21 protein-coding genes are annotated in these 21,784 nt (G+C 40.2%); 13 read left to right on the forward strand and 8 right to left on the reverse strand.

What is annotated here, in order from left to right; genetic code table 11:
• Window positions 1-240 precede the first annotated feature (240 nt).
• The 3 genes from ORH16_RS09550 to ORH16_RS09560 are packed head-to-tail and all read right to left on the reverse strand — an operon-like array spanning window position 241 to window position 1,822.
• A complete protein-coding gene (locus ORH16_RS09550; RefSeq protein ID WP_265458349.1) occupies window positions 241-771 on the reverse strand; it encodes a putative immunity protein in 531 nt (176 codons plus the stop codon).
• A gap of 13 nt (window positions 772-784) precedes the next feature.
• Window positions 785-1,369: an AAA family ATPase gene (locus ORH16_RS09555; RefSeq protein WP_265458351.1), complete on the reverse strand. Its 585-nt coding sequence runs from the start codon at window positions 1,367-1,369 to the stop codon at window positions 785-787.
• A gap of 12 nt (window positions 1,370-1,381) precedes the next feature.
• Window positions 1,382-1,822 (reverse strand): GNAT family N-acetyltransferase, encoded by a 441-nt coding sequence (locus ORH16_RS09560; RefSeq protein ID WP_265458353.1) that lies wholly within the window; start codon window positions 1,820-1,822, stop codon window positions 1,382-1,384.
• Between the two features lie 172 nt (window positions 1,823-1,994).
• On the opposite strand from ORH16_RS09560, the gene ORH16_RS09565 reads away from it, so the two are divergent.
• The 4 genes from ORH16_RS09565 (at window position 1,995) to ORH16_RS09580 (ending at window position 5,568) form a co-directional block, all read left to right on the forward strand.
• Window positions 1,995-2,342 carry an iron chaperone gene (locus ORH16_RS09565; RefSeq protein WP_265458755.1) on the forward strand — a complete coding sequence of 116 codons (348 nt, stop codon included), beginning with the start codon at window positions 1,995-1,997 and terminating at the stop codon, window positions 2,340-2,342.
• A 235-nt stretch (window positions 2,343-2,577) separates the two neighbouring features.
• Complete coding sequence (locus ORH16_RS09570) at window positions 2,578-3,942, forward strand: aldehyde dehydrogenase family protein (protein ID WP_265458355.1); 1,365 nt, start codon at window positions 2,578-2,580, stop codon at window positions 3,940-3,942.
• A gap of 302 nt (window positions 3,943-4,244) precedes the next feature.
• Window positions 4,245-4,526 carry a hypothetical protein gene (locus ORH16_RS09575; RefSeq protein ID WP_265458357.1) on the forward strand — a complete coding sequence of 94 codons (282 nt, stop codon included), beginning with the start codon at window positions 4,245-4,247 and terminating at the stop codon, window positions 4,524-4,526.
• A gap of 115 nt (window positions 4,527-4,641) precedes the next feature.
• Entirely contained in the window at window positions 4,642-5,568 is a 927-nt protein-coding gene (locus ORH16_RS09580; protein WP_265458358.1) for a LacI family DNA-binding transcriptional regulator, read from the forward strand.
• 159 nt (window positions 5,569-5,727) lie between these two features.
• Here ORH16_RS09580 and ORH16_RS09585 read toward each other — a convergent pair whose 3' ends face one another.
• Window positions 5,728-6,489: a MerR family transcriptional regulator gene (locus ORH16_RS09585; RefSeq protein WP_265458360.1), complete on the reverse strand. Its 762-nt coding sequence runs from the start codon at window positions 6,487-6,489 to the stop codon at window positions 5,728-5,730.
• A gap of 133 nt (window positions 6,490-6,622) precedes the next feature.
• Between ORH16_RS09585 and ORH16_RS09590 the strand changes: the two genes are divergently transcribed.
• The 6 genes from ORH16_RS09590 (at window position 6,623) to ORH16_RS09615 (ending at window position 13,171) form a co-directional block, all read left to right on the forward strand.
• The gene (locus tag ORH16_RS09590) at window positions 6,623-6,979 is read left to right on the forward strand and encodes a DUF1827 family protein (RefSeq protein WP_265458362.1); all 357 of its coding nucleotides are present in this window, start codon (window positions 6,623-6,625) and stop codon (window positions 6,977-6,979) included.
• 27 nt (window positions 6,980-7,006) lie between these two features.
• The gene (locus tag ORH16_RS09595; RefSeq protein WP_265458363.1) at window positions 7,007-7,360 is read left to right on the forward strand and encodes a DUF1827 family protein; all 354 of its coding nucleotides are present in this window, start codon (window positions 7,007-7,009) and stop codon (window positions 7,358-7,360) included.
• Window positions 7,361-7,700: 340 nt separating this feature from the next.
• Window positions 7,701-9,164 (forward strand): nicotinate phosphoribosyltransferase, encoded by a 1,464-nt coding sequence (locus tag ORH16_RS09600; protein WP_265458365.1) that lies wholly within the window; start codon window positions 7,701-7,703, stop codon window positions 9,162-9,164.
• A 27-nt stretch (window positions 9,165-9,191) separates the two neighbouring features.
• Window positions 9,192-10,016: an ammonia-dependent NAD(+) synthetase gene (gene nadE / locus ORH16_RS09605; RefSeq protein ID WP_265458366.1), complete on the forward strand. Its 825-nt coding sequence runs from the start codon at window positions 9,192-9,194 to the stop codon at window positions 10,014-10,016.
• Between the two features lie 370 nt (window positions 10,017-10,386).
• Window positions 10,387-12,270 (forward strand): LTA synthase family protein, encoded by a 1,884-nt coding sequence (locus ORH16_RS09610; protein ID WP_416207856.1) that lies wholly within the window; start codon window positions 10,387-10,389, stop codon window positions 12,268-12,270.
• A 157-nt stretch (window positions 12,271-12,427) separates the two neighbouring features.
• Window positions 12,428-13,171, forward strand: coding sequence for a tRNA 2-thiocytidine biosynthesis TtcA family protein (locus ORH16_RS09615; RefSeq protein ID WP_265458367.1), 744 nt, complete (start codon window positions 12,428-12,430; stop codon window positions 13,169-13,171).
• A gap of 113 nt (window positions 13,172-13,284) precedes the next feature.
• On the opposite strand, the gene ORH16_RS09620 is transcribed toward ORH16_RS09615, so the two are convergent.
• Window positions 13,285-14,169: a helix-turn-helix transcriptional regulator gene (locus ORH16_RS09620; protein WP_265458368.1), complete on the reverse strand. Its 885-nt coding sequence runs from the start codon at window positions 14,167-14,169 to the stop codon at window positions 13,285-13,287.
• A 166-nt stretch (window positions 14,170-14,335) separates the two neighbouring features.
• Between ORH16_RS09620 and ORH16_RS09625 the strand changes: the two genes are divergently transcribed.
• Window positions 14,336-15,280, forward strand: a complete 945-nt coding sequence (locus ORH16_RS09625; protein ID WP_265458369.1) for an SMP-30/gluconolactonase/LRE family protein — start codon at window positions 14,336-14,338, stop codon at window positions 15,278-15,280.
• Window positions 15,281-15,572: 292 nt separating this feature from the next.
• Window positions 15,573-18,248 (forward strand): cation-translocating P-type ATPase, encoded by a 2,676-nt coding sequence (locus ORH16_RS09630; protein ID WP_265458371.1) that lies wholly within the window; start codon window positions 15,573-15,575, stop codon window positions 18,246-18,248.
• A gap of 258 nt (window positions 18,249-18,506) precedes the next feature.
• Here ORH16_RS09630 and ORH16_RS09635 read toward each other — a convergent pair whose 3' ends face one another.
• Together ORH16_RS09635 and ORH16_RS09640 are read right to left on the reverse strand one after the other, a co-directional pair.
• A complete protein-coding gene (locus ORH16_RS09635; protein ID WP_265458372.1) occupies window positions 18,507-19,157 on the reverse strand; it encodes a 3-oxoacid CoA-transferase subunit B in 651 nt (216 codons plus the stop codon).
• 13 nt (window positions 19,158-19,170) lie between these two features.
• On the reverse strand, window positions 19,171-19,890 hold the full coding sequence (locus ORH16_RS09640) for a CoA transferase subunit A (protein WP_265458374.1): 720 nt from the start codon (window positions 19,888-19,890) through the stop codon (window positions 19,171-19,173).
• 453 nt (window positions 19,891-20,343) lie between these two features.
• Between ORH16_RS09640 and ORH16_RS09645 the strand changes: the two genes are divergently transcribed.
• The gene (locus ORH16_RS09645; protein WP_265458375.1) at window positions 20,344-20,784 is read left to right on the forward strand and encodes a hypothetical protein; all 441 of its coding nucleotides are present in this window, start codon (window positions 20,344-20,346) and stop codon (window positions 20,782-20,784) included.
• Between the two features lie 125 nt (window positions 20,785-20,909).
• On the opposite strand, the gene ORH16_RS09650 is transcribed toward ORH16_RS09645, so the two are convergent.
• Window positions 20,910-21,740, reverse strand: coding sequence for an NUDIX hydrolase (locus tag ORH16_RS09650; protein WP_265458377.1), 831 nt, complete (start codon window positions 21,738-21,740; stop codon window positions 20,910-20,912).
• Window positions 21,741-21,784: the final 44 nt, after the last annotated feature.

Genomic DNA, 21,784 nt, shown 5'->3' on the forward strand with positions numbered 1-21,784 from the left:
GCTGACAATTATTTTCAGTTAATCTCTTTTCAAAAGAATTTATGAAAAATAGACGGTGCTTGTCATTTTTTGAAAGATGAAATATTGGAATGTCTTATTTTTTCGCCAGCAAATCTACAAGTTAAGAAGTTATGCGTTTTTGTACTCTGTTCTGGCAAATCATAGAGGAAGTTATTTAAGAATTCTTATTAGCGATTTTTCATTGAATTTAGTTCTGTTTTAACTGCTGTCACAGTCGTGTCAAAAATATTTTTCTAAAAAAATACGAGCAGAAGCAATTTGTTGTTGCCTAAGCTGGCTGACTGGTGCTAGCTGATATGGATACAAGAGGTTAATGGTTTTTACTCCGTAATCTGCAGAGATCAAAGCATGTCCCCGCATGTGACCAACAGCAATCGCTTGAGCAAAGACCCGAGCAGCTGCTTTGCCGATTTCTGTCGTAGCTTCCTTGGCCAATTGGTTTGCTAAAAATCCAGCTTTTCGAAGTTCAGCAGCTGAGAGCTTGCCCGCTAATCGTTTTTTTAGTGCCTCTTTAGCAAATTCAATTCGTTGCTCTTCCATAAAGGAGACATCCAGATAGCTTAAAAAGGGCTCAGCATTTTCCAGAGCCCATTCAGCTAATAAGTTTTGCGGTAATTTTTCTAAATCAAGTGCTAAGGTCCGGCGCAATTTAGCGTTATCAAAAATTTTTATTTTTGGTGTATTTGAAATAAGCTCTTTGCCAAATTGTTTTTGTTCATGGGCATTCCAAGCGTAGTCGGTTTTTTTCATTCCCATAAACTCCCTATGTCAGTTGCCAGTAGTCGACAATTTTTGCAACGGTTTCAGCTGGCTCTAAAAACGTAGTCTCGATTTTTAACGTTTTGATTGCTGGAAAAAGCTCAGTTAATTCTTGAGGCTGAGTTTCTAAACGCATTTTTTGATGGCTGTTTAACAACTCGTTGCGGGAAAAGTCGAGATCTCTTTTTGAAGGTTTGGCGGATAACCGTTCCTCGTGACGATTGCGCTCTAGGCGGGTTGCTAGCTCGGCTGTTAACTCGACAAAATAGACATCTTGGTTCTTTGAAAGAAAAATTGCCGCAATATCCTGCAGAAATTCTCGGTCATCAGCATCATCAAAATTAATCATCACGGTAAAAATGATTGTCTTCGTCTGATTATGGCCTTGATTTTCCACGAAAGCCTGAAACAAAGCTTTCCGCATTTGGTCTGATAAGGCAAAGGTTTTTTGGTTATACCCTAAAAAGTTAGCAAAAACATCCAGAGTTTGATGGTTGAACAAAAGCCGACCGTCAATCTTTTTTTCTAATTCTTTGCCTACCGTCATTTTTCCGACGGCTTGGGCACCAATTAAGACAATTAATGGCATCGTCTGCTCCTTTCAATCGGCTGAACTGTGCCAGCTCAGCTGCAATTCAATTTCTTGGGTGGACTGATCAAGCTCTTTAGCTATCAGTTTGAAGCCATTTTTCTGATAAAATTGGCGGGCGTCTGTATTTTTTTGATACACGGATAAGTTGAGCTGACTATGTTGAGTTTTTGCATAATCTAGCAGGGACTGGCCGATGCCTAAACGACGAAATTCTTTTAAGACGAATAAGCCGGCAATGTAATTTTCTTGAAGTCCTAGAAAACCAACGATTGTTCCAGCCCGTTCTTCAACAAGCAGCGTTGCAGCTGGCAAAAGTTTGCTTACAAGTGGCAGTTGGCTTTCCCAATACTCATCAGCAATAAAATCGTGTGCCTCAATGTTTCCTTTCAGCCAGATGTCAGTTAATTCGGCTAAGTTTTCTGAGGTGATTGTGTCCAATTTTTTTATCATTTACTCTGCTTCCTTTAAAAAATGGTGTATGTTCACGATAAAGGATTTCTGAGGGCTCGTCAAAGTTTTTTTAATTCGGCTATTTACTTTCTGTTGAGCAATTTTTGCTTAATTGACTGGGCTAGTCTATCATTAGGGTAATAAATTTAGTAGAAAAGGTGATACGATGGCGATAACAACAGTAGCAGAGTACATTGCGCAATTTCCTCCAGAGATTCAAGAAATTCTAGTTCGGGTCCGCAAACTTATCCAAGAAACACTGCCGGAGGCCGAAGAAACCATTAAATATGGGATGCCAACTTATTTTTACAAAGAAAACCTAGTTCACTTTGCAGCGGCCAAAAAACACTTGGGATTTTATCCGACACCGGTGACTATTGAAAATTTTGCAGAGGCTTTGAGTCCTTATAAGACCTCAAAAGGAGCTATTCAATTTCCTTTCACCAAGGAAATTCCCTATGATTTAATTCAGGAAATGACCCGTTGGCGTTGGCAACAAGTAGCCAAACAGGATAGCTAGTGTGCAGGTGTTTAAAAATTTAAGGCTGTATAGTTTTGGTATCCTCTAACCGACAAAAAAACGATGCAAAACTAATTACGAAAAATTTTGAGTTTAATAAAAAACTTGATGCTCACTTGTTGTCGATAGGCAGCAAGTTTTTTATTTCACCGAAAATGATAGCGTTTTAATTGTGTTATGATAGAGGTGACATACATCCAAATTTATATCTTAAATTTGAAGGGAGCAAGATAAAATGGCTGTGGAGGAAAAACAGGCAGTTTCAATAGAAGAAATGGTTGTAAAGGCCAGACGGGCGATGGCAGAAATTCATGATTATTCCCAAGAACAAGTCGATGCTTTAACCAAAGTAATTGCAAAAGCAATTTTTGATAACGCAGAGCCGCTAGCAAAACTCGCTCAAGCAGAAACCGGCTTAGGTCGTGTGGATCATAAAATCAACAAAAATATCGGCATGGCGACGAATATATACAGCAGTCTAGTGGGGAAAAAATCTGTTGGTGTCCTGCGGGAAATTCCTGAAGCCGGCCTGATTGAAATTGCTCATCCCATGGGGGTTGTCGGCTCGGTAACGCCGACAACGAATCCAACGATTACCCCGTTAGGCAATGGGCTAATGGCAATCAAAGGTCGCAATGCAATGATTGTTTCACCCCATCCTCGTTCAAAAAAAACGACGACAGAAACCCTCCGTCTGATGCGGGAAGCTTTAGTTAGCGTCGCTGCACCGGCTGATTTACTACAGGTGATTGAAGAGCCTAACATTGAGTTATCTCAAGAACTGATGAAAAAAAGTGATGTCATTGTGGCAACCGGTGGACCGGGCTTGGTTAAGTCTGCTTACTCGAGCGGAAAACCAGCTTTCGGCGTAGGACCGGGAAATGTTCAAGCGATTTTAGATCGTGATTTTGATGTGGCGACGGCTGCTGAATTGACTGTTGTCGGTCGTTCCTTTGACAATGGCATTGTGTGCGCCTGTCAGCAGAGCTTATTTTATCCAGCAGAAAAAGAAGCAGAACTTTTTACAGCCTTAGAAAATCAAAAAACTGCCATCTTTACCGATGAAGCGGAGGTTAGCCGTTTGCGGGAAATAATTTTTCCAGCGGGGCGCACAAATCCTGACATGATTGGTCAATATCCTGAGGTAATTGCTAAAGCGGCTGGTTTATTGGTGCCAAAAGATACTGAAATTATTGCTGTGAAGGTTGCGGGAATCGGGTCAGCAGAATTATTCAATAAAGAAAAAATGTGTCCAGTTCTCGTGATGAAAAGCTATGAAGCCTTTGAAGATGTCGTTGAGTATGCAAAGGCGAATCTTTTATTAGAAGGAGCGGGTCATTCAGCAGGGCTGTTTTCAAATAATCAGGAGCACATAGTGTATACAGGTTTGACATTACCTGTCAGCCGAGTGGTGGTTAATCAGCCGACCATTGACGCGGGCGGTTCGCCGACTAACGGATTAAATCCAACCTCTTCTTTAGGCTGCGGCTCATGGGGAAATAATATTATTTCTGAAAACCTAACATATCGGCATTTAATCAATGTTCAACGAGTAGCGCTTCCGCTTGCATCGCAAGTGGTGGATAATTTATGGGAATAAGAGTTCCTGAAAAAATTGAACATTTTGAGCAACTACTTTGATAATTTGCAGTTGCTATTTCATTTTTAGTTTTTCTATTCAATAAGAACTTTGTCAGTCCTTTAAGTAAAAGTCTGGCGATGTGAATTTTTATAAAAATAATTAAAATTACCCTCTAAAACGGCTGTTCAGTCGATTCTTAGAGGGTTTCTTGCTGTAAAAAAAGCAAAATTTCTAAAATATTTTGCTTGCTCTGGTACGCGTTTCATAACTTATACTTAAATCAGTAAAAAAACTTATTATAATGAAAGAAGGATGATGTTATGTATACGTATGTGAAAATTACCGATGCCAAGGAAACAAATTTTTTCTATGCAATCATTGATTTTTCAGCTGGTAAAATGGTGTTGCAGCAACCTCGTGGATTTTACCAAAAGGCAATTTGTGAAATTCCGTTAGCTAAAATCAGCCATCTAGATACAACTGATTTCTTTGGTGTGGATGGCATTAGCTTTTATTATGAGCACAGCTTGTATCAATTTCAGTGTTACGGATTAGGTGTGGTAGAATATCTACAGGAACATTTGACGGCGGTAGCGAGTTAAATCAGCGTTTAGCTGCAACTTTCATCGTTTCCTGTTAAACGAATAGATGAATCTAAACAAGTCGTTTACAAATTAAGTAAAAATTGTTTACTTGCAAAATCAGGAGGGCAATAAGATGGCCAATATCCGTGATATCGCTAAACTTACCGGTTATTCGGTCGCCACGATTTCTCGTGTTATCAACAATAATCCTTATGTTGACGAAAAAAAACGTCAAGAAATTTTAAAAGTGATGGCAGAGGTCAATTATATTCCCAATCGAACAGCTCAGGTGTTGAGCTCTGGGAAAACTAAAAATATTGGAGTGATTGTTCCCTATGTGAATCACCCTTATTTTGACCAATTAATAAGCGGCATTATGACAACAGCCTTTGATTATGGCTATCAAATTACCCTGCTGCCGACAAAATATGACCCGGAAACGGAGAAAAAGTATCTGCAGCAGTTAGCAGCTAAAAGTTTTGATGGCTTGATTTTAACTTCACGAGCCAATAAATTAGTTGATATCTTTCCTTATTTGGATTATGGCCGGATTGTTTTTTGTGAGGATATTCCCGAATTAACCGATGGCTGTACGTTTATCAACCGCATTGATTCTCTGACGGAGGCCCTTAATTATTTGAAGGCTCAAGGGGTGCGTAATCCGGGAGTGACTCTTGGCCGTAGTCGGACGTTGAGTTATAGTTCAAAAATTACGGTGCAATTATGTCATGAGATTTTTGAAGATTTTAGTGAAGAAAATATTTTTTGGAACAGTTTAACTATTGAGGACGGTAAAGAGGCAGTGCCGTTTTTTAAAGAACGGCAGGTGGATGGGATTTTTACCAACGGTGACTTGGTGGCCGCTGGAATTCGGATGCTTATGCCGGAAATGGAATTACTAATTGGCCGAGAAAATCTTTTTATCAGCGATGTCCTGAATATCTCAACGATTGATCATCATTTAATTGAATGCGGCAGCACGGCCTTTGAATTGGCAATCCAAGCTAAAAAGGGTGTTTATTCAATGCCCTATGAATTTATCCTCCGGAGTAATCAATAAAAGACTGGAGCAGCCAGTCTGTCATATAGCAGATAGAGCCGACCTATTTTCGACGATGTTAGCGAAAATAGGTCGGCAAAATCTTTTGCTGACAGCTGACTGCAACAGTCTTTTTTTTGTTTTAGAATGCGTTCACTACATTGTTTTAACGGAGTAACTTCACGCATAATAATCAATAATTTGTTTAAGTAAAGCCACCGAATCCTTCTCAGTTTTTTCATTGTAATACTTGGCAAAGCGGGGGTCCTCAACATACATCAAGGCTAAATTTTTATGATACTCTCCTGAATAAAATGGAGCTGCTAGTGTCAGCCATTTTTTATGGGCGGTAAAGGCCGCTTCGGCCAGCGGACTGGGAATCGCAGGCGTAGCTGTTGTCAATAATTGATTGAGGGTGTCAATCAGCGTATTTTCAGCTGCCTGCAGCCCAGCAAATTGACTTTCTGTCAGTTCCTGCCATTTTTGATTGGCACTAGTCAATTGCTCGACTGGATATTTTTCTTTTAATTCGGCACCATATTTTCTTTGATTTTCCGCTAGTTTGGCGGTTTTAAAAGCGGCGAATTTTTCTGAATCTTGCATGTCTTTTTCTCCTTTATAATAAGCTAACGTTTCACTGACGGTCTGCAATAATAAATCAATTTGCTCTCTTTTGGCTAACAGTTGCTGATAATGCTGCTGTAACGCCTGTTGATAATCAAAATCCTTTTGATCGAGAATTTTTTGAATCTCCTCTAAAGAAAATTCTAATTGCCGATAAAAAAGAATTTGCTGCAGCCGGTTGACTTCATTTTTACCATAAATACGGTAACCTGCTGAATTAAGACGAGCCGGCTTCAAAAGAGCAATTTGGTCATAATAGCGCAGCGTGCGGGAGCTGACTCCAGATAATTTTGCAAGTTTTTGCACCGTGTATTCCATTTTAAGTCTCCTCGCAGTTTTTCTGGCTAATATTAGTTTAAACCTTGACGTTAGGTAAAGGTCAAGGGGTTATGGTCAATTTTTTTTGAAAGTTGATGTATAATAAATTATTCATAACTGGAGGATTGAGAGTATGAAATTAATTGAAACACCGATTAATTCCAATTTAAATTTGGAAAATACCTATCCCAATATTACCAAGTATATTTTTGATTCACGGGCAGTTAAATTTTACAAAATGTACTCATTGGACCGCAATCAAATTATCTATGCGGATTTGTATGATGTCATTAGGATTGTCATGATTAATACCAAGAAAAAAATCACCAAACAAGAGGTCGACTTCACGATTCATCGGCTCTTGCATGCGACTAGAGAGCAGGTCAAAGTTACCGTAGGAGTCAAGGAAAAGATGACCCAAGCCGGTTTTAAATTTACACAGCCCCGCAAGGATATTGTGGTAATTGAAATGTCGGTACCAGAAGATTAAGGCGACTGTAAAGAGAGGATTTAGTTTATGAAATTAATCAAAAGCCAGTTAAACACCAGCGTGTCCTTGAGACGTGTCTATCCCATCATTTGTTCTTATTTATTTGACAATGTGCGGATTAAATCCTATGAAATTTATACTTTGGATCGGACGACTATCTTGAAGGTGGACACCTTTGATTCGATTGTCCTCGTGCTTTTTAATAAAAGCCGGAAAATTGAGCAGACCGAAATTGATTTTGTTTGCGACAAGTTGTTAGCAGGAGTCAAGGGCGGCGATTGCATCTACCTGGACGGCGTATTAGAAAAAATGGCCGCACAGGGCTTGGAATTTACAGCAAAGGATTTTGTTGTTATCCAAAAAGCCGTGACACAAGACTAAAAGATAGAGAGCCTGTTAGTATCAGTGCTATCGAAAGAAATTATCAAAATAAGGCGCAGCTGGCTCATCTGAAAATCAGTGGCTCAGATGTAGAAAAGAAATTTGCTAGAAAGCTTGGTAAGTTTAGCGTTTAAAGCTAAATCAATCTAATTCGGCAGTTCTTTGAGGCTTGTTTTGATTTTTTTGATTGGATAGCGGCTGATACGGCAGACTCTTTTCATTTTTTATTGAAATTTTCAGCAGTTTTAAGTGTTTTCTGTAAGAAGTTTTGCGTTATTGGCTACTGTTTAAAAGTTTTTTGTTATAATAGCAGTTAAATAAATGACAGGGGAGTTTCAAGATGAATAAAAACTATGCAGATGACAGTTTGACCTTGCATACGGATTTGTATCAAATCAATATGATGCAAACCTACTTTGATTTAGGGCGAGCAGACTTGCATGCAGTATTTGAGTGTTATTTTCGGGATATGCCTTTTCGCAATGGTTATGCGATTTTTGCCGGTTTAGAACGCTTGGTCAATTATTTAGAAAATCTAACTTTTTCTGAGAGCGACCTCGATTATTTACGGGAGGTCAGCGGCTATTCAGAAGAATTTTTAGCCTATTTGAAAAATTTTAAATTTAAATGCACCGTCCGTTCGGCTTTAGAAGGGGACATCGTCTTTAACAATGAACCGATTGTTCAAGTGGAAGGTCCTTTGGCGCATTGCCAGCTTGTGGAAACAGCGCTGTTAAATATTATTAATTTTCAAACGCTAATTGCGACTAAGGCGGCTAGAATTAAATCAGTCGTCGGCGATGAACCCTTACTAGAATTTGGAACGCGTCGTGCTCAAGAATTAGATGCGGCCATTTGGGGGACTCGTGCAGCTTATATCGGTGGGGCCGATGCAACTTCGAATGTCCGGGCAGGAAAAATTTTTGGGATTCCAGCTAGCGGTACCCATGCCCATTCGTTAGTCCAATCCTATGGCAATGATTACGATGCTTTTATGGCTTATGGCAAAACCCACAAGGACTGTGTCTTTTTGGTGGACACCTATGATACTTTGCGCTCGGGTGTGCCTAACGCTATTCGAGTGGCCCGTGAGCTTGGCGACCAGATTAATTTCTTAGGGGTGCGGATTGATAGCGGCGATATGGCCTATATTTCTAAAAAAGTCCGGGAGCAATTGAACGATGCCGGCTACACCGAAGCTAAAGTTTATGCCTCTAACGATTTAGATGAGGAAACAATTTTAAATTTGAAGATGCAAAAGGCTAAGATTGACGTCTGGGGTGTCGGTACCAAGCTGATTACGGCTTACGACCAACCGGCTTTAGGTGCGGTCTTCAAATTAGTTTCAATTGAAGACGAGCAGGGAAAGATGAAAGATACTATCAAATTATCTTCTAATGCAGAGAAAGTCAGCACTCCCGGTAAAAAACAAGTTTGGCGAATTACTAGCCGGGCTGATGGTAAGAGTCAAGGGGATTATGTAACACTTTGGGAGGAAGATCCCCGTTTAGAAGAGGAAATCTTTATGTTCCATCCCGTCCATACTTTTATCAATAAGACGGTCCGGGATTTTGAAGCCCGACCGTTAATGCAGGAAATTTTTGTTGACGGTAACCGGGTCTATGAGTTGCCAAGCTTGGATGAAATCAAAGAGTATTCTAATCAGCTTAAAGATTCCTTATGGGATGAGTACAAACGTGATCTCAATCCGCAGAAATACCCAGTCGATTTGTCCACTGACTGCTGGAATCACAAAATGCGCTTGATTGAAAAAGTGCGCAAAGAAGTCCAAAATCTCAATTGAAAAATGCAAAATGAAGGGAGTTTCATGATGACATTACAAACAGAAATTATTGCTGAATTAGGGGTTCAGCCGACTATTAATCCTAAAGAGGAAATTCGCAAAAGCGTCGATTTTTTAAAAGCCTATTTAAAAAAATACCCATTTTTAAAAACTTTTGTCTTAGGCATCAGCGGTGGCCAAGATTCTTCTTTGGCCGGCAAGCTGGCGCAACTGGCGATGACTGAAATGCGCGCAGAAACTGGCGACGATAGCTATCAATTTATCGCTGTGCGTTTGCCCTACGGCGAGCAGGCGGATGAAGCCGACGCGATGCGGGCCATTGATTTTATTCAAGCGGACGTCACACTGCGGGTCAACATTAAGCCAGCTGTCGATGCACAAGTCGCAGCTTTAAATGAAGCTGGTGTCACAATTACCGATTTTAATAAAGGTAATATCAAAGCCCGTCAAAGAATGATTACTCAATATGGAATTGCCGGCGAAAAAAACGGCGCCGTTTTAGGAACGGATCACGCCGCTGAAAACATTACCGGTTTCTTTACAAAATTTGGCGATGGCGGGGCGGATATTTTGCCGCTGTTTCGTTTGAATAAGCGTCAGGGGAAAATGCTCTTAAAAGAATTAGGCGCAGCACCGGAAATCTACACGAAAACACCGACTGCTGATTTAGAAGACGGCCAGCCACTCTTGGCCGATGAAGCGGCTTTAGGTGTCACCTATGATGAGATTGATGATTACACAGAAGGCAAGGCGGTCTCAGCCAAAGCCCAAGGGACAATCGAAGGCTGGTGGCAAAAGACGCTCCACAAACGTCATCTCCCCATCACAATTTTTGATGATTTTTGGAAATAAATCAACGCAGGACATGTTGACTCGTACTTGAGTTAAGGTGTCTTGGTACATAGAGTTAAATGTCGAGTCTGGTAGCGAAATATAAAGCAAGCGTGTCTATTATGAAATACAGCGGATTTTTTTGAGGCCGTGACATTAGGTAGAAGAGGGCCGGATTTTACGAATGATATCTAGTGAAAACCACTAAATATTGTTAATTTGCGATGAGGACCTATTGGACCGCATGAGCAAATATAAGATAGTCCGGGATTTCATCTGTTAAAAAGACTAATGTCACAGGCTCAATCGAGTCAACAGAATATTCTGGGGCAGGAGTAAACAGTTGCCCCAGTTTTTTCGCTGGAAAGCATTTGTGGATGGACATTTTAAAATGCCGGCTCTGAGGAAAGAGGACCTAGTGAAAGCAGTAGGAAAAAAAATCAAACAGTTTTTGAAACAGCCAATCGTCAAGTTAGTTTTGACGGTCGTTTTATTGTTTATCTTAGTGATTATCAGTAATCTTTATCTACAGTGGAGTCAAAATGATTATGATACAAGTCTAGCTTTTAAATTTGCTTTTTCGTGGCATGTGGAAAAATTTTTCTTAGGTAGTCTGGTTTTGGGCACACTATTAGTCTTTATCATGTCGATTGCCGGCTCAGTCACTATTGGCGCCATTTTTTATACGTTTGTGATTGGCGTGTTAGGCTATGCGGATTATTTGAAAATGCTCTATCGGGAGGAGCCGATTTATCCTGATGATTTAAAAATGATTGTCGAATTCGGACTATTACGGGAAATGGTCGGCACTGGTCCATTTGTCTTCTTGATGATTTTAGCCGTTTTAATTTTGGCGGTCTTTATCTATCAAATTTACCGCAGTTTTAAAATGGGCCGCAAGCTGCAGATTCTGCGGGTAGTAGGTTTGGTTCTTTCCAGTGGTTTATTAGTCTATTTCAGTGATTTTAATAATGAAGACAATTTATTGCGGCAAGCCTATAATAAGACGGCTCTATGGATTCCCTACAGCCAGCAGATGAATTATTATAATGTCGGCTTTGTCGGCGGCTTTTTATATAATTTAAACGTTGATGCGATGGATGAGCCAGCTGGCTATTCCAAAGAAGCCGTCCAAGAAATTGTCGATAAATATCAAAGCCAAGCAACGGAAAACAATCAAACGGCAACTGATGAAGAGCCGAATATCATTTATGTGATGAGTGAAAGCTTTTCAGACCCAGCCAATTTAAACGGCATTACCGTTGAAGGGGATCCTTTAGCAGATTATTATGCGGTTGCTGATGAAACCTACAGCGGAAAAATGCTGTCACAAAATTACGGCGGCGGGACTGCCAACATTGAATTTGAAGCTCTAACCAGTTTGTCGATGGGCTTGATGAATGTTCAAATGACCACACCGTATACGATGTTAGTCTCTAATCTCGACCAGCTACCGTCGATGGTTTCCTTATTAAGTGGGCGAGGCTATCAAACGACGGCCATTCACCCTTACAATACCTCGATGTATAAGCGGCAAGATGTCTATGAAAAGCTGGGCTTCGATGACTTTTTATATGAAGACACGATGACCCATACTGATACGATTGAAAATAATCCTTATATTTCTGACGCTGCGGCTTATTCAGAAATTATGGACCTGTTGAGCACCGATGAGACGCCACAGTTTGTCCATCTCGTCACCATGCAGACCCACATGCCGTATTCTGGCAAATATTCGACTTTGAATTATTCCGCCACCGGCAATGACAACAGCGCTTCGTTAAATAATTATCTGCAGGACATTGCCTATAGCTCTGAAGCATTGCAGGAATTTTTGACAGAGTTAAATCAATTAGATCGACGGACGCTAGTTGTGTTTTGGGGCGATCATTTACCGGGAATTTATTCCGATGAGATTCAAGAGGAAAATGCTGGGGCGACGCTGCATGAGACACAATTTCTAATCTATGATTCTGCTGGCGAGTTAAGCCAACAGGAGACTCACGATACCATCACTAGTCCGTTTTACTTTGCGCCTAATTTATTGAGTCAAAGCAATCAATCAACAACTGGTTTTTATGAAATGTTGTTAGCTGTTGAGGATTTCTTACCAGCCTTTGAAAAAGGACTGTACTACCAAGGCAATCAATGGTTCGAAACAGCTCAGCTCTCCACACCACAGGAGGAAATTTACGAGGAGTACCAAATGATTCAATACGACATTGTCAGTGGTGAGCAATACAGTATTGACATGGGCTTTTATCAAGACGAATAAAGAGAGACAGCTGAAATTTTTGACGAACTGCTAGCAGCAAGAAGGAGTATTACTTGTTGCTAGCAGTTTTTTTATTAGCTGAGATTTTTTTAATTTCCCTAGACTTCTGAAAATTCCTCAGCAATAATAAATGAAAAGAACCTATTGAGGTGAGAGAATGACGTTTGTCAAAAAAGATAATCAACGATTTTACAATCCGATTCGCCGGGCAATTTTAAATCATGGAATGATTCAACCGGGGGACCGAGTAGCGATTGGCATGAGTGGCGGGAAAGACAGTACCAGTTTGCTCTATTTTTTAGATATGATTCGCCGGCAGCAGCGGTTAGGATTTGATTTTGAAATTGTGCCAATCAGTTTAGCGATGGGCTTTGAAATGGATATAACACCTCTAGAAAATTTTGTGGAGTCATTAGGTTATCAACTAGATGTTGTGGATACTAATATTGCCCAAGTCGTGTTTGATATCCGCGAAGAAAAATCGCCTTGCTCCTTGTGTGCCAAATTGCGCCGAGGCTATTTATATAACCGAGCAAAAGAATTAGGCTGCCAGAAGGTTGCGTTGGGGCATCATTTGGATGATGCTATTGAAACTTATTTTATGAATTTTTTACTCCATGGGAAAATGAATAGCTTTGAACCTAAAAGCTATCTGACAAGAACCGGCGTCACTTTAATTCGCCCGTTGCTTTATCTAGAGGAGATGGAAATCAAGCGCTTTGTGAAAAGGGAAGAATTGCCAGTGATTTTCAACCCTTGTCCAGTAGATAAAAAAACCAAGCGGGAGGAAATGAAACATTTGGTAACCCAGCTTTCAGAGACCTATGGAGATATTCGTGAAAAATTTGTGATGGGCATGGAGCAGGGCACAGCCGCTGATTTTTGGAGTGCTGATAAATAGGTTGGTATGGACTGCTAATTTTCAAATTAATAAAAAAATTATTTGACGTAGAGATGATAAACAGATAAATACCCTGCTTGGCACAGCCACCAAGCAGGGTATTTATTGTGCTGTTAGTTTTTTTCAAAGTCTAAATTTATTGGCCCAGCTTGATAGATTTCTTCTTCCTTCCAATCGGTGGTGGGAACAGTGTGGTCGACCACTTCAAAGTTGGCGCTATCCACCCAAATTTTTCCTGCTCCCTGCAAAAGAATGCCGATATTGATGATGGTGGTCTCAGCAGGGACATCTAAAACAGTAAAATAGTAATTCCAATCACGGGTACCCTGAATAGGACGATTTTGCATATTATCAAATTTTAAAATTGTATCGGTGAAGCCACCATCCATCCGCATCCATAAACCAGCCCAGCCAACGACTTCATCGGCTTTAATAAAGGCCGAGAATTTTACCCGTTTGCCTAAATAATCTTCCGGTGTAAACTGCTGCAAAATTGTGGCAAAGTCCGGTTGTTCTAGCGCTTCGTCTGTGCTTTTCAGCAAGGCGGCTTGGGTTCCAGAATGAAAGGTTTGCTGGTCGAGTTCTAATTGATATTTTTCACTGCCGCTGCCGGAAAATAACCAGCCAGAAATTTCGGTTTTTGTTGTCATCGTTTTTTCCTCCTGAGAAATTAAGTTTGTTAAAGTCTTTCGATAAAGTTTAGGTGGCAAGTGATACTTTTGCTTGAAGGCTCGACTAAAGGCTTCCTGCGAGTCAAATTGTGCAACTAAGGCAATCTCTAAAATGCTGATTTGACTTTGGGTCAATAGTTTGCTGGCCAGCGTTAACCGTCTTTCCTTGATGTAGGTATAAAGGGGGATGCCAACTTCTTTTTTAAACAGACGGTGAAAGTAAAATTTCGACAGTCCGACAGTGTTGGCGACTGACGCCAAAGATAAGCTTTCAGTCAAATTAGCTTCAATGAAAGTAATCGCTTGTTGAATTTCAGCGGTATGCATAGGCTGCTTCCTCCTGTAAGTAAAGTATAGCAGGATTAAAAAAACTTTTTTTGATATATCTTGCTCAGTTCAAAAAAATGACGAGCTAAAAAAGAAAATTTTTCTTTCATTGAAAAAAATGCTATGATTTCAATGAAATCGTTTTCTTTATTAGAGGAGGAATTTTATGCGGGGCGATAAATTTTTACAGCCAGGCCTGCTGCCAAATCATGAATTAACCATCCCTTATCAAGTGGCTGAGCCGTGGTTTAAAGTATCAGACCAGCAAATGCAGCTGGAGGGACTCTGTTTTGATCGTAAGGGGGATTTATATTTTGTCGATGTTTTTGGTGGCGAGATTTATTGTTTGCAGCTGCCTGAAAAGCAGCTGACACAAATTGCACTATTGGAAAATCAAAATCCAGCAGCGTTAAAAATTCATCGGGACGGCCGCTTATTTATCTGCTGTCTAGGTGATATGGAGAGTACCGGAAGCGTTCTTGCTATGCAGCCAGACGGTAGCGGACTGGAAACAATTGTTGATGCCTCCTTTGGTTTTGTGATCGATGATTTGATTTTTGATGAAGCAGGGGGGTTTTATTTTACTGATTTTAAAGGGTATTCCTGCAATCCGATTGGCGGCGTCTATTATGTGTCTGCCGATTATCAAAAAATTACTCAAGTGATGGGCAATATGGCCGTGCCCAATGGTGTGGCTTTAAATCCAACCAATGATGGCTTGTGGACAACTGAGATGAGTAACAATCGTTTGCATTTCTGGAGTCTAGCTGAAGACCATGTCACAATCCCGGCATACGGCAGTGCCGTGCCGTATCATTTTAGCGGCTTGGAAGGACCAGATTCGATTTGTATCGATGCTCTGGGAAATTTATACGTTGCCATGTATATGCAAGGGCGTGTGCTGGTCTTTAATCCAGAGGGAATACCGATTGAACAGATTTTTCTGCCGGAAAGAATCCAGCGGCAGATGCTACGTTCGACCAGTGTTGCTGTTTATCCAGAGCAAAAGCAGCTAGTCATCTGCTCAAATGATGGTAGCGGTGATGGCGGTTCGTGGCTGTATCATGCCAAGAGTTTTGCAGTCGGTCATAAAAATTTCCAATTTCAATAATTTTTTTATTTCTAACAGAGTGAAAACCTTTACCTGAAAAAATTCCTTAAAAAGATTGCAGTCCCCTCTTGCAACAGTTATAATTGATTTTGTAATTAAATATCACCTGTGGTATTTACATGAGGGAGTAACTAGCAGCAAGGATTTTGCTGTGACAGCGTCACCAACACCGGAAGAAATTTTCTGGCGCTGTCTTAAATAGTGAGACTTATGTACGCTTTTTGAGTGTACGTGAGTCTATTTTTTTACTCTGAAATCCCGCAGCACATATTTAAAAATTAGGAGGATGAAAATGTCAGAAGAAAAAAAGGCGCAGGTTCAAGCTCCCTTTTATGCGCAAACAGAGGCTGAGGTCCTGCAGGAAGTTCAGTCGTCTGCCGAAGGGTTAAGTGCTAGTGAAGCCCAAAAGAGAATTCAAGAATATGGTCTCAATGAGCTGGAAGAGGGCAAGAAAAAAAGTCTCTTCATGAAATTTTTAGAACAGTTCAAAGATATGATGATTATTGTATTGATTGCGGCAGCAATTATTTCCGCAGTCGTCTCCCACGAGCTTGTCGATTCTATCATCATTCTTCTAGTAGTAGTAATCAATGCCGTGATGGGTGTTTTCCAAGAATCCAAAGCAGAGCAAGCCATTGAAGCCTTGAAGGAAATGTCAACGCCCAATGCAAATGTTTTACGAGACGGACACACCTTATCAATTAAAAGTAATGAATTAGTCCCAGGGGATATCGTCTTGTTGGAAGCAGGGGATGTCGTACCGGCGGATATGCGTTTAATCAGCTCTAATTCATTAAAAATTGAAGAGGCAGCTTTAACTGGTGAATCAGTGCCGGTTGAAAAAGAAATCGTTGTTTTAGAAGGCACTGATATTGGTATCGGTGACCGAATCAACATGGCTTATTCAAACTCTAACGTGACTTATGGTCGTGGTACCGGGGTTGTTGTAAACACTGGGATGAATACCGAAGTTGGTAAAATCGCCAACATGTTAGCTCAAGCGGATGAAACAGAAACGCCGCTGAAAACTAATTTAAATGACTTAGGTAAATTCTTAACTATCGCAATTATTGTGATTGCGGTCATCATGTTTGTTGTAGGAATCGTGATTAACGGAACTGATCCAATTGACATGCTGTTAACTTCTGTTTCCTTAGCCGTTGCAGCCATTCCGGAAGGGCTGCCAGCGATTGTAACGATTATTTTAGCTCTAGGTACTCAAGTAATGGCTAAACGGAATGCCGTTATTCGGAAATTACCAGCTGTTGAAACATTAGGTTCAACAGATATTATTGCTTCTGATAAAACTGGTACGTTGACACTAAACCAGATGACCGTTGAAAAAATCTTTTTTGACAATACCCAAGTACCAGCTGGCGATGAAGTTAGTCATGACAATCTATCGTTAAAAGTGATGAACTATGCCAATGATACTAAGTTTGCCCAAGACGGCTCTTTGATTGGCGATCCAACCGAAACGGCTTTGGTTCAATACGGGTTAGATCATGGCTTCAACGTAACAGAAAAAGTTGCTGCTGAACCACGGGTTGCAGAATTACCATTTGATTCTGATCGGAAATTGATGAGCACCATTCATCAATTAGCCAACGGTAAATTTTTAGTCGCTGTTAAAGGTGCACCGGATGTTTTATTACAACGGACAACCGAAGTGTTATTAAACGGTGAAGTAAAACCGATGACAGCCGAAGAAAAAAATATTATTTTAGAAAATAATACCGACATGGCTCGACAAGCTTTGCGGGTGTTGGGAATGGCTTACAAATATCTTGATGCAATTCCAACAGAATTAACGACAGAAGACTTAGAAAACAATTTAATTTTTGCTGGCTTGGTCGGCATGATTGACCCAGAACGTAAAGAAGCTGCTGAAGCTGTGCGGATGGCTAAAAAAGCTGGTATTCGTCCAATTATGATTACCGGTGACCACCGTGACACTGCTGAAGCGATTGCCGCTCGTTTAGGAATTATTAAAGCCGGTGATGACGATGCTGTTTTAACGGGCGCTGAATTAAATGAAATGTCTGATGAAGAATTTGCTAAGCGGGTTCATGAATACTCCGTTTATGCTCGGGTTTCACCAGAGCATAAAGTCCGGATTGTTAAAGCGTGGCAGACTGAAGGTAAAGTGGTTGCAATGACCGGTGATGGAGTAAATGATGCGCCTTCATTGAAGCAAGCGGATATCGGTATCGGCATGGGGATTACCGGAACGGAAGTTTCTAAAGGTGCTTCTGATATGGTCTTAGCCGACGATAACTTTGCGACTATCGTCGTTGCCGTGGAAGAAGGCCGTAAAGTCTTCTCCAATATTCAAAAAACTGTTCAATATTTATTGGCTGCAAACTTAGGTGAAGTCTTAACTTTATTTATTGCAACTTTACTTGGTTGGGACACATTGTTACCAATTCATTTATTATGGATTAACTTAGTAACCGATACATTCCCAGCGATTGCTTTAGGAATGGAACCGGCTGAAAAAGATTTGATGAGCCACAAACCACGGGGCCGTAATTCCAATCTCTTCTCTGGCGGTGTTCTTAGCAGTATTATCTACCAAGGTATCTTAGAAGGTGCGACGGTTCTTTTCGTTTACTGGGCAGCAATTCAATGGCCAGTTCACACTGGTTACGATGCAATCCACAGTGATGCATTGACGATGGCATTTGCAACGTTGGGCTTAATGCAATTGTTCCATGCCTTTAACGTAAAATCCATTCACCAGTCACTGTTCAAAGTTGGACCGTTCCGCAATAAAACCTTTAACTGGGCGATTCTATTATCATTTGCTTTAATGATGGTGATTATTGTCGTACCAGGTTTAAATGATATTTTCCGGGTGGCACATCTGGATATGTATCAATGGGCAATCGTCTTAGGTGCCTCATTTGCAATTATTCCAATCGTGGAAATCGTGAAGGCTATTCAACGGGCGATGGGTAAAGAGTAACATTTTAGAAGTTAAAAAAATAAAACTTGTCTTCGATTATCAGAAGGTTGTCCAGAGTCAGCATCATTGCTGACTCTGGCTGCTAGGCTAATTGAAGATAAGTTTTTTTATTTGTAAAAAAAAAAACAGCCTGACTGTTTTATTAGCCAGGCTGATGTCTATAAAAAATATTTTTCGAAATTGCTTGTAGCCACAGTAATATGATACCAAGACATAATCAAATTTAAAGAAATTTCACAACCTGCTGACAGCTTTCCGTTAAATCTGATAATCCCGCAAATCAGCGGCTACTTCAAATTCCGCCTCAGTGATTGCTCTGACATCTTCCACTGATAACGCAGGGTCTTTTTCACTCAAAACTAATTGACCCTCCACCATTTTAAAGACAGCTTTTTCAGTGATAATCATATCGACAACGCCGTAGCCGGTTAAAGGTAAGGTACATTTTTTCAAAATTTTTGATTTACCGGCTTTATTGGTGTGGGTCAGCATGATGACAATTTTTTTAGCGCCGGCCACTAAATCCATGGCACCGCCCATTCCCGGTGAACGGCTCGGCATTGACCAGTTTGCGATACTGCCTTCTTGATCGACCTCTAGGGCTCCTAAGATGGCCACATCAACGTGGCCGCCACGGATGATGCCAAAGGAAACCCCGACATCAAAAATAGAAGCCCCGGGTAAAAGAGTAATAGGAAAGCCAGCAGCATTGGCATTATCAGAATTTTGCTCACCAAGTTTCGGTGTCGGCCCCATGCCTAACGCACTATTTTCTGTTTCCAGCTGCACCTCCACGCCGTCAGGAATAAAGTTGGCGACATTGACAGGCATTCCAAAGCCTAAGTTTACAATGGAAGCACCGATTAGTTCTAAACCGGCTCTCTTTGACATTTTATCTCGATCATTCATCTTTATCCCTCCTTTATTTAGCAAAACGATTGGTTTCAATCCAGCGTTGTTCCATTACTTCTTCCTGCTCATCAAGAGTATTTCCTTGAACAACAGCTTTTATAAAAGCGCTTGGTGTGCCAACTCGAATCGGTTCTAAGTCGCCTACTGCAACAATCTCATTGACTTCGGCAATTGTGAAGTCAGCTGCCGCTGCTATAATGGGATTACTGTTAATCGAAGCTCCCCGGTATTCAATATTGCCTAACGTATCTCCCCGATAGCCTTTAATAATGGCCAAGTCAGCCCGCAATGGCACTTCAAGAATATATTTTTTGCCTTCGACTTCTATAATCTGTTTGCCTTCCTCCATTTTTGTTCCGATGCCAACAGGCGTTAAGGCCCCACCGAGACCATATCCGCCGCAACGAATTTTTTCTGTCCAAGTCCCCATTGGAAAAAGCTCTACTTCAATTTCATCATTCTTAATCGCTTCTTGCACTTCTTCAGTTGTCCCAATATGAGAAGTAATATATTTTTTTACCTGTTTGTTTTTAAATAGCGAAGCGATATCAAAGCCTCCTGGAGGATTTGATGAGACTATCGAAATAATCGTTAAATCTTTTACACCGGATTCAACAATTTTTTCAATACACCGTAGCGGGGCGCCAATTCCTAAAAATCCACCAATCATAATCGACATGCCGTCATGCAACTGTTCAGTTACTTGTTCCAAGGTGATTACCTTATTCATAGAATTCCTCCTTTTAGTAATGAAACTCATTTGACTCAACAACAAAATTTGGATACTTTTCAAAATCTGAAACCAAAACAGAGTGACACACAAAAAAGAAAACGCTTGCATTTTAATTATATCATAAAGCAGTTCTGTGAAATACTGACTCTTTTCAAATAGTTGGTATATTATTTTCTAAATTTTTTTTGAGGAAGTATTTTCAGAAATTCGCATCAAAGCCTGATAAACAAGTAGTTTTCAAAGCTGATAGTGATTTATTTTAAAAATAGGTCTCAAGTCTGATATTCAAAAAGCAGGACTTGAGGTAATATTAAGAGTATCAAGATGACGATAAAATTATTTTTTGGATAATTTTTTATTTTATAGAATGAAGTAAGTAGCTATGTGTTTCGCAGAGTTTCAATATAAGGCAAAAGTAGTTGAGATTTGACTAGAACTAGGAGGTTGAGTATGGAAAAGATTCAGCAGTTATCAACGCGAGAGTTGCATTCGTTTGTGTATTACGTTGGTCTAGCTCCCAAGAATAATTATCTTATCGCTCGGCGGCAGTTGAATTTTAATTCGAAAAATCATTGGCAGGGTTCGGCCAATCTGGCATGGACCGCATTGAAGGAAGAGGAATACTTATTAGCTTTTGATAAAAAGCGGTTGATTGTGAAACGAAACCATTCATTATTGGGATTGGGAGCCTTTGATAAACGAAAATTTATTACCCATTTCTTTTGGCAGGATTTACAGCAGGTTTCCCTTGAAGAGACACCTGAAGAGTATTGGCTGAGTTTTTTAGCAAATGATGAGACCTTCTATTTTAGAATTGTAAAAGACGCTGATAATCTAGACTCTTTAAAACTATTGCAAAACTGCAGTAAAAAATTCTGCCCGAAAAAATAAATAAAACCATATGTCGAAACAATAAAACAGGAATTGTTTCGATATATGGTTTTTGTTTTGGAAAAAATTTTTGCGACCTTAAATTTTTCTAAGCTCAGCTGCTTCAGAACTATTCAAGTCGAAACTTAACGAGAACTGTCGGTAATGACCTCAGCCTTCAATCGATATATTTTTGAAGGGCGACCAATGCCAACAGGCCGCTCACCGATTTCCTCAAAGTAGCCTAACATTGCTTTTTTAAAGTTAGAATGGTCAATCGACTTATAATCGACTCCTAAGAAATTTGCAAAAACTTTGCGGGCCTCAGTAATCGTGAAGCTATCGCCTAAAACTAAAAGCACTTGTGGTTCATGATCCATCTTATTAATAATTCGCTGATAGGCTTTCAAAATCAGTTGATTGTGGTCAAAGGCTAAAGTATTTTTGCCAACTGATTTCCCGGAAGGAATATCTAAAACAATTTCAATTTCATCCTTCGTTAAAAATAACTGCTTGCCTTGATGCTTCAAAGTGAACCAGCCAACCTCTTTTGCATCATCACCAGCAACCAGAGCTTCCTCGCCAATGAATGCTAGATAACTAACTGTTACGACCCAACCACGGGGATCACGTCCAGGTGTTGAAAATGTATGGAGCTGCTCAATATTCTCATCAGTAATATTGACACCGGTTTCCTCAAAAGTTTCCCGCAAGACACTGGCTTCCGCTGATTCATCAGGATTGACAAAGCCACCGGGAAGAGCCCATGAATTGCGATAAGGATGACTTTTTCTTTGAATGAGTAACAACTTTATCTCATCCGCAATTTTATTATAGCAAACCAACACAATATCAACTGTCAAAGAAGGCTTTTCGTAAGTGGGGTGCTCCTGTTGCTGATACCAGGCAATAAATTCTTCAAAACTAGCAATTTGCTCAAAATATTTTTTTTCAGCTGCTTTAGAAGGAAAGTCCATTCAGCTGCCTCCTTAATAAAAGTATTTTATACTTTATTGTATCA

It is taken from the genome of Enterococcus sp. HY326 (assembly GCF_026157065.1).
In the GTDB taxonomy this organism is placed as follows: domain Bacteria; phylum Bacillota; class Bacilli; order Lactobacillales; family Enterococcaceae; genus HY326.